The 12,869-nt window shown below is 69.0% G+C and carries 11 protein-coding genes; 10 read left to right on the forward strand and 1 reads right to left on the reverse strand.

What is annotated here, in order from left to right:
* The first annotated feature begins 50 nt into the window (after positions 1–50).
* A complete protein-coding gene (locus AB0959_RS49405; RefSeq protein ID WP_366833544.1) occupies positions 51–617 on the forward strand; it encodes a GNAT family N-acetyltransferase in 567 nt (188 codons plus the stop codon).
* Positions 618–644: 27 nt separating this feature from the next.
* Here the strand turns inward: AB0959_RS49405 and AB0959_RS49410 are convergent, their stop codons facing one another.
* Positions 645–1,217 (reverse strand): adenylosuccinate lyase, encoded by a 573-nt coding sequence (locus AB0959_RS49410; RefSeq protein WP_366833545.1) that lies wholly within the window; start codon positions 1,215–1,217, stop codon positions 645–647.
* Positions 1,218–1,595: 378 nt separating this feature from the next.
* On the opposite strand from AB0959_RS49410, the gene AB0959_RS49415 reads away from it, so the two are divergent.
* From AB0959_RS49415 to pssA, 9 genes are all read left to right on the forward strand, one after another.
* Positions 1,596–3,401: a 3-hydroxyacyl-CoA dehydrogenase family protein gene (locus AB0959_RS49415; protein WP_366833546.1), complete on the forward strand. Its 1,806-nt coding sequence runs from the start codon at positions 1,596–1,598 to the stop codon at positions 3,399–3,401.
* Positions 3,402–3,543: 142 nt separating this feature from the next.
* Positions 3,544–4,383 (forward strand): TetR family transcriptional regulator, encoded by an 840-nt coding sequence (locus AB0959_RS49420; RefSeq protein WP_366833547.1) that lies wholly within the window; start codon positions 3,544–3,546, stop codon positions 4,381–4,383.
* 475 nt (positions 4,384–4,858) lie between these two features.
* Complete coding sequence (gene ccrA / locus AB0959_RS49425; RefSeq protein ID WP_366833548.1) at positions 4,859–6,196, forward strand: crotonyl-CoA carboxylase/reductase; 1,338 nt, start codon at positions 4,859–4,861, stop codon at positions 6,194–6,196.
* 9 nt (positions 6,197–6,205) lie between these two features.
* Positions 6,206–8,233, forward strand: coding sequence for a protein meaA (locus tag AB0959_RS49430; protein WP_366833549.1), 2,028 nt, complete (start codon positions 6,206–6,208; stop codon positions 8,231–8,233).
* The gene (locus AB0959_RS49435) at positions 8,230–9,204 is read left to right on the forward strand and encodes a CoA ester lyase (RefSeq protein WP_366833550.1); all 975 of its coding nucleotides are present in this window, start codon (positions 8,230–8,232) and stop codon (positions 9,202–9,204) included. Before AB0959_RS49430 ends, AB0959_RS49435 begins: the two co-directional genes overlap by 4 nt.
* A gap of 5 nt (positions 9,205–9,209) precedes the next feature.
* The gene (locus AB0959_RS49440; RefSeq protein WP_366833551.1) at positions 9,210–9,734 is read left to right on the forward strand and encodes a MaoC family dehydratase; all 525 of its coding nucleotides are present in this window, start codon (positions 9,210–9,212) and stop codon (positions 9,732–9,734) included.
* 2 nt (positions 9,735–9,736) lie between these two features.
* Positions 9,737–10,942, forward strand: a complete 1,206-nt coding sequence (locus AB0959_RS49445; RefSeq protein ID WP_366833552.1) for an acyl-CoA dehydrogenase family protein — start codon at positions 9,737–9,739, stop codon at positions 10,940–10,942.
* A 168-nt stretch (positions 10,943–11,110) separates the two neighbouring features.
* Positions 11,111–11,767, forward strand: coding sequence for a phosphatidylserine decarboxylase (locus AB0959_RS49450; protein ID WP_366833553.1), 657 nt, complete (start codon positions 11,111–11,113; stop codon positions 11,765–11,767).
* A gap of 22 nt (positions 11,768–11,789) precedes the next feature.
* Positions 11,790–12,605, forward strand: coding sequence for a CDP-diacylglycerol--serine O-phosphatidyltransferase (gene pssA, locus AB0959_RS49455; RefSeq protein WP_366833556.1), 816 nt, complete (start codon positions 11,790–11,792; stop codon positions 12,603–12,605).
* The last annotated feature ends 264 nt before the right edge of the window (positions 12,606–12,869 follow it).

The following is a 12,869-nucleotide window of genomic DNA, read 5'->3' on the forward strand; positions in this document are numbered from 1 at the left end:
CCCGATAATCGACGCGCGCGAGTCGTCCGTGCCCGCCTAGGGTGCCGCCCATGGACGACCGACGCGCCCGATCCGACCGACTCCGCATACGTGAGATGACCCTGGCCGACTGCCGTTCCGTCGCCGAGATCCGTATCGGCGGCTGGCAGTCCGCCTACGTGGGGATGATCCCTCAGGCGTACCTCGACCGGCTCGACGTGGACGCGGACGCCGAACGGCGGCGCGGTTACCTGGAGAAGCTGGAGAAGGACGGCGGAGAGGCCGTGAACCTGGTCGCGGAGCGGAGCGGCGAGGTCGTCGGCTGGGCCTGCCACGGGCCGTACCGCGAAGGCGAAGTCCGCACCGAGGACGCCGAGTTGTACGCGCTCTACGTGCGGCCGGGACACTTCTCGGCAGGCGTGGGCCGCGCTCTGCTCCAGGAGTCGGCCCGGCGGTGCGCCACCGCCGGGCACGAGCGGATGCTGCTCTGGGTGCTGCAGGAGAACGCCCGCGCGCGCCGCTTCTACGAGGGCCACGGCTTCGCCCCGGACGGTGCCGAGGAACCCTTCGAGGTGGACGGCGTGATGGTCCCCGAGGTGCGGTACGTGCGCGCGCTCCGGGACGCGGCTTCCTCCTGACGCCGTCTCACCGCTGGGGCAGGCGCGTCACTGCTTGGGCAGTCGCTTCAGCGCTCCGGCCGCGGCCGCCGCGAGCGGGGGGTGGGCGAGCGCCTCGTTGAGCACGGCCCGGCCGCGTTCGTCGCCCAGCGCGCCCAGCCCCTCCACACAGGCGAGCGCGACCCGGCGGTACGGGTCGTGCGGCCGCAGTCGCCGCGCCAGGGTGGTGATCAGGGCGGGTACCGCCTCGGGAGCGCGCAGCGCCACCAGGAGCCGTATGGGATGCAGGGCGTAGGCGACGCGGAGTTCGTTGGTGGCGAGGGCGGCTGCCGCGCGGGCCGTCCGCGGATCGCCGAGCCGGGCGAGGGCGTGTGCGGCCGACGCGCAGCGCTGCGGATCGCGGTGGTTGAGCAGCAGGACGAGCGCCTCGAAGGCCCGCCGGTCCCCGGCGACACCGAGCCGGAAGGCGGCCAGTTCCCGCGCCCAGAGCGGTTGTCCGGGAGCGGTGAGCACACCGGCCAGCGCGTTGAGGTCGCCGGTCGCCATGAGCCGCTCGTACACGACCGAGGCCCCCGACTCCTGCCGTAAGCGTTCCGTGAGTGATCGCGACTCTTCGTCCATGACACCGAGCCTACGGGCGTCCGGAGGCGGTGGGGGACGTACGTCACAAACACGAGGACTGGCGCGCTCGTTACCCGCCGGTTAAGCTCAGACGAGCGAACTACCCGTTCGCGTACCCCCTTCGTGGTGGCCTGGTGACGCAGCCGCCACGGACGCAGTCGGTTCGGTACCTCGGGTACCTCAGTGCGACGCGGCTCCGGGACAGGGCCGGTCGGTCATCACCGTTCGCCGGGCGTGTGCACGCCTTTGGCGACGGCACCGGGCGTGTGCGCTCGCAGCCCGGCAACACCCGCAACCCGCACTCCTTCTCGCACCCGGTGCGCCCTTCGGCGCGGCCGGGCGCGCTCCCAGTCGTCACCCTCATTCCTGGAGTCCGCGATGGCCACTCCCCTGTCCGACACCCCTTTGTCCCCGCTCAAGACCGTGGCCGTCATCGGTCTCGGCACCATGGGCACCGGTATCGCCGAGGTCCTGGCCCGGGCCGGCCGCGAGGTCGTCGGGATCGACGTGAGCGAGGCGCAGGCCGCGAAGGCCGTCGCCGCTCTGGAGTCCTCGACCTCCCGGGCCGTGGAACGCGGCCGGATCACGGAGCGGGAGCGCGGCGACGTCCTGGCACGCTTCCGCACGTTCACCGACCTCCGGGCCGCGGCCGACGCCGACCTGGTCATCGAGGTGACCCCCGAGTCGTACGAGATCAAGCTGCGGGTCTTCCGCGAGCTGGACTCGATCGTCCGCCCGGAGACCGTGCTCGCGACCGGAACCAACGCGCTCTCGGTGACGCGCCTGGCAGCCGACTCGGCCCGCCCCGAGCGAGTGCTCGGACTGCACTTCTTCAACCCGGCGCCCGCGATGAAGCTCGTCGAGATCGTCTCCTGCGTGCTCACCGCGCCCCAGGCCGTCGCCGCGGTCACGGACCTGGCCATCGAGCTGGGCAAGGAGCCCGTGGCGGTCGGCGACCGGCCCGGGTTCGTCGCCGACGGGCTGCTGTTCGGCTACCTCAACCAGGCCGCCGCGATGTACGAGGCCAAGTACGCCTCCCGCGAGGACATCGACGCGGCGATGCGGCTGGGCTGCGGGCTGCCGATGGGCCCGCTCGCGCTGCTCGACCTGATCGGCGTCGACACGGCGCGTACGGTCCTGGAGGCCATGTACGCCGCCTCGCACGACCGGCTGCACGCACCCGCGCCCATCCTCAAGCAGCTCAGCGAGGCGGGCCTGACCGGCCGCAAGTCGGGGCGCGGTTTCTACACGTACGAGGAGCCGGGCAGTGCCACCGTCGTGCGGGACGTGCTGACGCCGCTGTCGGACGGTCCCGCGGTCCCCGGCCGCACCGTCCGCTCCGTCGGCGTCGCGGGCTCCGGGACCATGGCGTCCGGGATCGCCGAGGTGTTCGCGAAGGCCGGGTACGGGGTCGTGCTCGCGGCGCGCAGCGAGGAGAAGGCGCAGGCCGCCAAGGCCCGTATCGGCAAGTCTCTTTCACGTTCTGTCGACAAGGGCCGTATGACGGTCGAGGCGGCGGCCGAGACGCTGGACCGGATCACCCCGGCGGGCTCGTACGACGCGTTCGCGGACGTCGACCTCGCGCTGGAGGCCGTGGCGGAGGACCTGGAGGTCAAGCGGCAGTTGTTCGCGACCTTCGACAAGGTCTGCAAGCCGGGCGCGATCCTCGCCACCACGACCTCGTCGCTGCCCGTCGTGGCCTGCGCCCGCGCCACCTCGCGGCCGCAGGACGTGATCGGCATGCACTTCTTCAACCCGGCCCCGGCGATGAAGCTGGTCGAGGTGGTCCGCACGGTCCTGACCGCGGACGACGTGCACGCGACGGTCCGGGAGCTGTGCACCGCCGTCCGCAAGCACCCGGTGGACTGCGGCGACCGTGCCGGATTCATCGTGAACGCGCTGCTGTTCCCGTACCTGAACAACGCGGTCAAGATGGTCCAGGAGCACTACGCGTCGCTGGACGAGATCGACGCGGCCATGAGGCTGGGCGGCGGATACCCGATGGGCCCCTTCGAACTCCTCGACGTGGTCGGTCTCGACGTCTCGCTGGCCATCGAGCGGGTTCTGCACCGCGAGTTCCGCGACCCGGGCCTGGCTCCGGCGCCGCTGCTGGAGCATCTGGTGGCCGCGGGCTGCCTCGGCCGCAAGACGGGCCGCGGCTTCCGCGAATATGCCAAGCGCTGAGCGGCCCGGCGACCGGTCCCGAGGGGACGCGGACTGGGGCGGGCTGCTGGATCCGGGCAGCTCCGCCCCGGCCCCCCGACCCGGCACTGCCCCGCCCACCAGGGGCGGGGGGATCGGAAGATCCGCGCAACATGCAGCGCACATGCAGTACGTTCGGGTCATGTCCCAGCCCGCCAGGTCCTCACGTACGCCAGCTACGCCCGACACTCCAGAACGTGCCGCGGGCGGTCGCGCCGCCGCCCAACGGCTCAAGATGCGCCGGGAACTGGCGGCCGCGGCGATGGAACTGTTCGCGACGAAGGGGTACGAGGCGACCACCGTCGACGAGATCGCGGCGGCCGCCGGAGTGGCCCGCCGCACCTTCTTCCGCCACTTCCGCTCCAAGGAAGAGGCGATCTTCCCCGACCACGACGACACGCTGGTCCGGGCGGAGGCCGTACTGAACGCGGCGCCCGCCCATGAGCACCCCCTCGACACCGTGTGCCGCGGCATCAAGGAAGTCATGAGGATGTACGCGGCGCGGCCGGAGATCTCCGTGCAGCGCTACAAGCTCACGCGGGAGGTCCCCACCCTGCGCGAGGCGGAGATCGCGTCGGTCGCCCGCTACGAGCGGCTCTTCACCCGTTACCTGCTGGGCCACTTCGACGAGCACGCCCACGACGACGACGCCAACGACGACCCGCTGCTGGCCGAGGTCGCCGCGTCCGCCGTCGTCACCGCGCACAACCATGTGCTGCGCCGCTGGCTGCGTGCCGGGGGGCAGGGGGACGTGGAGGCGCAGCTGGACCACGCTTTCGCGATCGTGCGCCGTACGTTCGGCACGGGGATCGGGGCGGGCCGGTACGAGCCCGCCTCTCACGTCCCTCCGCCGCCGGCGTCGGTCTCTTCGCAGGGTGAGGTGCTGGTGACGGTGGCCAGGACCGATGCACCGCTGGACGAGGTCATGAAGACGATCGAGCAGGCACTGAGGGACAGGCCCTGATCACCGGGGCACCGCACGCCCCTCCCCCACGTCACCCGAACGGCCCAAGGGCCGGCCGCACCTCGCGGCCGGATACACCCGAGGGCCGTTCGTCCATTTACGCACCCCTGTCACCCGATTTTCCGGTCTACTCAGCGGTAGCTTTGATCGATCATCGCTCATTTGTTACGTAAAGATTTCATGTGAGAGCAATTTCTGGCACCCAGTGCCTTGCCGCATGACACGCCGTGCCATACCTTGAGGTTGTCCGGGCGGCCGGCGTGCAGAGATCCTTCGTACGTCGGCTGTCCCCGCTAGCCACCTGGCGAGCGCGCCCGGACGCCTGCGTCACAGGCACCCTCCGCGCCACACCAAGCGCTGCCGAAGCACCACCCTCCCGCCGAACCGACGGCACACCCTCAGCAGCACTGATCAGCACCCGACGTAACCCTCAGCAGCGTCTTCCCTCAGGACGCTCGTCGCCGGAGGCAACACCGTGAAGGAAATCCTGGACGCGATCCAGTCGCCGGACACCACGTCCGCCGACTTCGCCGCTCTGCCGCTCCCCGAGTCGTACCGCGCGATCACCGTGCACAAGGACGAGACGGAGATGTTCGCCGGGCTCACCACTCGCGACAAGGACCCGCGCAAGTCGATCCACCTGGACGACGTGCCGCTGCCGGAGCTGGGCCCGGGCGAGGCCCTGGTGGCCGTCATGGCCTCCTCGGTCAACTACAACTCCGTGTGGACCTCGATCTTCGAGCCGCTGCCCACCTTCGGCTTCCTGGAGCGCTACGGCAAGCTCAGCGAGCTCACCAAGCGCCACGACCTGCCGTACCACATCATCGGCTCCGACCTCGCGGGCGTCGTCCTGCGCACCGGCCCCGGCGTCAACGCCTGGCGGCCCGGTGACGAGGTCGTCGCGCACTGCCTGAGCGTGGAGCTGGAGTCGAGCGACGGCCACAACGACACGATGCTCGACCCCGAGCAGCGGATCTGGGGCTTCGAGACGAACTTCGGTGGACTGGCAGAGCTCGCCCTTGTCAAGTCCAACCAGCTGATGCCGAAGCCGGACCACCTCAGCTGGGAGGAGGCCGCCGCTCCCGGACTGGTCAACTCCACCGCGTACCGGCAGCTCGTCTCCCGCAACGGCGCCGGCATGAAGCAGGGCGACAACGTCCTCATCTGGGGCGCGAGCGGCGGGCTCGGTTCCTACGCCACCCAGTTCGCGCTGGCCGGTGGCGCCAATCCCATCTGTGTCGTGTCCTCGCCGCAGAAGGCGGAGATCTGCCGGGCCATGGGCGCCGAGGCGATCATCGACCGCACCGCCGAGGACTACAAGTTCTGGAAGGACGAGACCACCCAGGACCCGAAGGAGTGGAAGCGCTTCGGCAAGCGCATCCGCGAGTTCACCGGCGGCGAGGACATCGACATCGTCTTCGAGCACCCAGGCCGCGAGACCTTCGGCGCGAGCGTCTACGTCACCCGCAAGGGCGGCACCATCACCACCTGCGCCTCGACCTCGGGCTACATGCACGAGTACGACAACCGCTACCTGTGGATGTCCCTGAAGCGGATCATCGGCTCGCACTTCGCCAACTACCGCGAGGCCTGGGAGGCCAACCGGCTCATCGCGAAGGGCAGGATCCACCCGACGCTGTCGAAGGTGTACGCGCTTCAGGAGACCGGCCAGGCGGCGTACGACGTGCACCGCAACCTCCACCAGGGCAAGGTCGGTGTGCTGTGCCTCGCCCCCGAGGAGGGCCTGGGCGTGCGCGACCAGGAGAAGCGGGCCAGGCACGTCGACGCCATCAACCGCTTCCGGAACGTCTGAGGTCCGCAGATGAATGAGCGTCAGAAGGACCGGCCGTGGTTGATGCGGACGTACGCCGGTCATTCCACCGCCGAGGCGTCCAACGAGCTGTACCGGCGCAACCTCGCCAAGGGGCAGACGGGTCTCTCGGTGGCGTTCGACCTGCCGACGCAGACCGGCTACGACCCCGACCACATCCTCGCCCGCGGCGAGGTCGGCCGGGTCGGGGTTCCGGTCTCGCACCTCGGTGACATGCGCCGGCTGTTCCAGGACATCCCCCTGGAGCAGATGAACACCTCGATGACCATCAACGCCACCGCCATGTGGCTGCTGGCGCTCTACCAGGTCGTCGCGGAGGAGCAGGGCGCCGACATCACCAAGCTCCAGGGGACGACCCAGAACGACATCGTGAAGGAGTACCTGTCGCGGGGCACCCATGTCTTCCCGCCGGGCCCCTCCCTCCGTCTGACGACCGACATGATCGCGTACACGGTCTCCCACATCCCGAAGTGGAACCCGATCAACATCTGCAGCTACCACCTGCAGGAGGCGGGTGCCACGCCGGTCCAGGAGATCGCGTACGCGATGTCGACGGCCGTCGCGGTGCTGGACGCCGTCCGTGACTCGGGGCAGGTGCCGCAGGAGCGCATGGGTGACGTCGTCGCCCGGATCTCCTTCTTCGTGAACGCGGGCGTCCGCTTCGTCGAGGAGATGTGCAAGATGCGGGCGTTCGGCCGCATCTGGGACCGCATCACCCGCGAGCGGTACGGCATCGAGGACCCCAAGCAGAGGCGCTTCCGCTACGGCGTCCAGGTCAACTCGCTGGGCCTGACGGAGGCCCAGCCCGAGAACAACGTCCAGCGCATCGTGCTGGAGATGCTGGCCGTGACGCTGTCGAAGGACGCCCGCGCGCGTGCCGTGCAGCTCCCTGCCTGGAACGAGGCGCTGGGCCTGCCCCGGCCCTGGGACCAGCAATGGTCGCTGCGCATCCAGCAGGTACTCGCCCATGAGAGCGACCTGCTGGAGTACGAGGACATCTTCGAGGGCTCGCACGTCATCGAGGCGAAGGTCTCCCGGCTGGTCGAGGAGTCGTTCGCCGAGATCGAGCGGATCCAGGAGATGGGCGGCGCGATGTCCGCCGTCGAGTCGGGCTACCTGAAGTCACAGCTCGTCGCCTCCCACGCCGAACGCCGGGCCCGGATCGAGTCCGGCCAGGAGAAGATCGTCGGCGTCAACATCTTCGAGACGACCGAACCGAACCCGCTCACGGCCGACCTGGACACCGCGATCCACACGGTCGACCCGGCGGTCGAGGAACGTGTCGTGCGGGCCCTGACGCACTGGCGCGACACCCGCTACCAGCCGCCCTTCAACCACCCGCGCCCCTGCAAGGCGCTGGAGCGCCTGAAGGAGGCCGCCAAGGGCACGGACAACCTCATGGAGGCCACCCTGGAGTGCGCCCGCGCCGGTGTCACGACCGGTGAGTGGGCAGGAGCGCTGCGGGAGGTGTTCGGGGAGTTCCGGGCGCCGACCGGTGTGTCCTCCGCACCGGTCGCGGTGGCCGCCGAGGAGGGCACCGGGATGGCGGACGTCCGCCGGAGGGTCGACGCGACCGCCCGGGACCTCGGCGTGGGCAAGCTGCGCTTCCTCGTCGGCAAGCCCGGCCTGGACGGGCACTCCAACGGGGCCGAGCAGATCGCCGTGCGCGCACGTGACGCGGGCTTCGAGGTGGTCTACCAGGGCATCCGGCTGACGCCCGAGCAGATCGTGGACGCGGCCCTCGCCGAGGACGTGCACGCGGTCGGCCTGTCCATCCTCTCCGGCTCGCACGCGCAGCTCGTGCCGGACGTGCTGGAGCGGCTGCGGGAGGCCGGGGCGCCCGACATCCCGGTGATCGCCGGCGGGATCATCCCGAACGGCGACGCCGAGCAGCTCAGGGCCGCGGGAGTGGCCGCGGTCTTCACCCCGAAGGACTTCGACATCACCGGGATCATCGGCCGTATCGTCGACGAGATCCGCAAGGCCAACAAGCTCGACCCCCTGGAGGTCCCCGCATGACCAGCCCTGTTCCCCAGGTGAACCGCCTTCGTCCGCGGCGCTCCTGCCTCGCGGTGCCGGGAAGCAACGCCCGCTTCCTGGAGAAGGCCCAGGGCCTGGCCGCCGACCAGGTCTTCCTCGACCTGGAGGACGCGTGCGCCCCGCTCGCCAAGCCCGAGGCGCGGCACACGATCGTCAAGTTCCTCAACGAGGGCGACTGGACCGGCAAGACGCGGGTCGTGCGGGTCAACGACTGGACCACCGAGTGGACGTACCGGGACGTCGTCACGGTCGTCGAGGGCGCCGGCCAGAACCTCGACTGCATCATGCTGCCGAAGGTGCAGGACGCCCAGCAGGTCGTCGCCCTGGACCTGCTGCTCACCCAGATCGAGAAGACGATGGGCTTCGAGGTCGGGCGGATCGGCATCGAGGCGCAGATCGAGAACGCGCAGGGCCTGAACAACGTCAACGAGATCGCGCAGGCCTCCCCGCGCGTGGAGACGATCATCTTCGGCCCGGCCGACTTCATGGCGTCGATCAACATGAAGTCGCTGGTCGTGGGCGAGCAGCCGCCCGGCTACCCGGCGGACGCCTACCACTACATCCTGATGAAGATCCTGATGGCCGCCCGCGCCAACAACCTCCAGGCGATCGACGGCCCCTACCTGCAGATCCGCAACGTCGACGGCTACCGCGAGGTCGCCCAGCGCGCCGCCGCCCTCGGCTTCGACGGCAAGTGGGTGCTGCACCCGGGTCAGGTCGAGGCGTCCAACGAGATCTTCTCGCCCTCCCAGGAGGACTACGACCACGCCGAGCTGATCCTGGACGCGTACGACTACTGCACGTCCGAGGCGGGCGGCAAGAAGGGCTCGGCGATGCTCGGCGACGAGATGATCGACGAGGCCAGCCGCAAGATGGCGCTGGTCATCTCCGGCAAGGGGCGGGCGGCGGGGATGACCCGTACGTCGAAGTTCGAGATCCCGGAGGCCTGAGCGCGATGCAGTTCGGACGCACCTACGAGGAGTTCGAGGTCGGGGCGGTCTACAAGCACTGGCCCGGGAAGACGGTCACGGAGTACGACGACCACCTCTTCTGTCTCCTCACCATGAACCACCACCCGCTCCACATGGACAGCAACTACGCGGAGAAGACGACGGACTTCGGCAAGAACGTCGTCGTCGGGAACTACGTCTACTCGCTCTTGCTCGGCATGTCCGTGCCGGACGTCTCCGGCAAGGCCATCGCGAACCTGGAGATCGAGTCGCTCAGGCACGTGGCGCCGACCTTCCACGGCGACACGATCTACGGCGAGACGACCGTGCTCGACAAGTGGCCCTCCAAGTCGAAGAACGACCGCGGCATCGTGCACGTGGAGACCAAGGGCTACAAGCAGGACGGCACGCTGGTCTGCGTGTTCCGCCGCAAGGTCATGGTGCCCACCGAGACGTACATCAAGGAGCGCGGCGGCGAGCAGCCCGGCCGCCCGGAGCTGAAGGCCCCTTCGGAAAAGACGGAGAAGTAGCCATGGCGCGACTCGCCCAGACCCACGGTCTGACCGACATTCAGCAGGAGATCCTCTCCACCGTCCGGGACTTCGTGGACAAGGAGATCATCCCGGTCGCGACCGAGCTGGAGCACCGTGACGAGTACCCGCAAGCGATCGTCGACGGTCTCAAGGAGTTGGGTCTGTTCGGCCTGATGATCCCCGAGGAGTACGGGGGCCTGGGCGAGTCGCTCCTCACCTACGCGCTGTGCGTGGAGGAGATCGCCCGCGGCTGGATGTCCGTGTCCGGCATCATCAACACCCACTTCATCGTGGCGTACATGCTCAAGCAGCACGGCACGCAGGAGCAGAAGGACTACTTCCTGCCGAAGATGGCGCTGGGCGAGATCCGGGGTGCCTTCTCGATGTCGGAGCCGGGGCTGGGCTCCGATGTGTCGGCCATCACATCGAAGGCGGTCAAGGACGGCGACGAATACGTCCTGAACGGCCAGAAGATGTGGCTCACGAATGGCGGAACGTCAACCTTGGTTGCCGTCCTCGTCCGAAGTGACGAAGGACACCCCGAGGGTACGGCGGCCCACAAGTCGATGACGACCTTCCTCGTGGAGAAGGAGCCCGGCTTCGGTGAGGTCCGCCCCGGGCTCACCATCCCCGGGAAGATCGACAAGATGGGCTACAAGGGGGTCGACACCACTGAACTCATCATGGACGACCTGCGCATTCCGGCCAATCGTGTACTCGGCGGCACCACCGGCCGAGGGTTTTACCAAATGATGGACGGCGTCGAAGTCGGCCGCGTGAATGTGGCGGCGCGTGGCTGTGGCGTCGCTCAGCGTGCGTTCGAGCTGGGTGTCGGGTACGCCCAGCAGCGGCACACCTTCGGCAAACAGATCGCCCAGCACCAGGCCATTCAGTTCAAGCTGGCGGAGATGGCTACCAAGGTCGAGGCCGCTCATGCGATGATGGTCAACGCAGCTCGCAAAAAGGACTCGGGCGAACGAAACGACCTCGAAGCAGGGATGGCCAAGTACCTGGCCTCCGAATACTGCAAAGAGGTCGTCGAGGACGCTTTCCGGATCCACGGCGGCTACGGCTTCTCCAAGGAGTACGAGATCGAGCGCCTCTACCGTGAGGCACCGATGCTGCTGATCGGTGAAGGTACCGCCGAAATCCAGAAAATGATCATTGGACGCAGGCTGCTCGAAGAGTATCGGTTCCAGGGCTAGACGTCCGTTTGGGGGTGTTTTCTTCGAGAAGAAGATCACACCCCGTGAACGGTCTTCGGCCGCCGACTCGGCTTCCTGGCTTGCCCAGTTGTGGCCCGCGCCCGGTACGATCCCGGAAAGCCGCCGTCCCCAGTCACCGCGCGGCATCATCCGCTACGAAGGTCATCCATGCCCCACAGCCAAACCTCTGCACCACGCGACAGGTTTTCTGGTGTACGCCTCGCGCGCGGAGCATCGCCGTGGCTTCTCCCGACCGTCGCCACCGCAGCCCTCAGCCTGGCCCGCGCGCGCCGCTCCGGCGCCGCCAAGGCCGTGGCCGTACCCGCCACCGCGCTCGCGGCCGGCATGCTGTGGTTCTTCCGCGACCCCGAGCGCGAGATCGCCCAGGGCCGGGTCATCTCGCCCGCCGACGGTGTGGTGCAGAGCATCATGCCGTGGAAGGACGGACGGACCCGCGTCGCGATCTTCATGAGCCCGCTCAACGTCCACGTGAACCGCGCGCCGCTCTCCGGCTCGGTCACGTCGGTGGAGCACATCCCCGGCGGGTTCGTTCCGGCGTTCAACAAGGAGAGCGAGAACAACGAGCGCGTCGTCTGGCACTTCGACACCGAACTCGGTGACATCGAGATGGTCCAGATCGCCGGCGCGGTCGCTCGTCGTATCGTCCCGTACGTCCCGCAGGGCACCAAGGTCGAGCAGGGTGACCGCATCGGGCTGATCCGCTTCGGCTCGCGCGTCGACATCTACCTCCCCGAGGGCGTCGAGGTCGAGGTCGAGGTCGGGCAGAAGACCGTGGCTGGGGTGACTCGCATTGACCGTGATTGATCCCGAAACACAGGCCGGCTGGGTGCCGGACGCGGAGGACGACGACGAGGAGGAGATGCCGCTGTCGCTGCGTTTGTCGATAGCGGACACTCTGACCCTCGGCAACGCGACGTGCGGCTTCATGGCGGTGTACTTCACCACCACCGGCATCCTGATCCCGTACCTCACCCACAACCAGGAATCCGGCATGGCCCGCAACAGCGCGGCCACGGCGGTCATCCTGATGCTGTGCGCGGCGGTCTTCGACCTGTTCGACGGTCTGGTGGCACGCAAGCTGCGCTCCTCCCCCATGGGTGCGGAGCTGGACAACCTCTCCGACCTGATCAGCTTCGGCCTCGCGCCGGCGTACTTCGTGCTCGTCTACGGCATGGTCACGCCCGCCGCGTACCAGCGGGTGGCGACGGTGGGAGCCGTCGTCGTGCTGTTGGCGGTGGTGCTGCGGCTTGCGCGCTTCTCGTGCGTGACGGTGAAGGACGGCACGTTCCAGGGCATGCCCTCACCATTCGGTGCGCTCACGGTCGTCGCGATCATCCTGCTGGAGCTGCCGTTCGTGGCGACGCTGCTGGCGGTCCTGGGCACGGCGTGGCTGATGGTGAGCCGGGTGGAGTACCCGAAGCCGCGGGGGCCCCTCGCTGGGGCGATGCTCTCGTGGATCGTGCTGAGCATGGGGCTGCTGGCGGCCTGGGCCTTCGGCGCGCCCGGTGGGCAGCTGCTGCTCCAGACGGGCTGTGCGCTGCAGCTGGTCATGGGTGCGGTGATTCCGTTGTTCGCCACGGCTCGCCGGGTGAACAACTTCCGTGACAATCGGCGGGAGGCTCGGGCGGCGCAGCTGCCGTAGCCGTCCCGGCGGACGCGTGTGACGAGGGCCCGAACCGTTACGGTTCGGGCCCTCGTCGTTTGTTTCCCCTGCCGGGGGGGGTGCCGGGTGGGGGTGTGTTTGTTCCTCGCCCCCGCCGCCTCTACCCGTCCCATCCACGTCCCATCCCCCAGGGGCTCCGCCCCTTCAACCCCGCACGGGGCTCCGTCCCGGCCCCCGTTGCGGGGGGCCCCCCCCCCCCCCCCCCGCGCGCCCGCCCCCCCGGGGGGGGTGGGGGAGGGGGGC

The sequence above is a fragment of the Streptomyces sp. NPDC046862 genome (assembly GCF_040704615.1).
Taxonomy (GTDB): domain Bacteria; phylum Actinomycetota; class Actinomycetes; order Streptomycetales; family Streptomycetaceae; genus Streptomyces.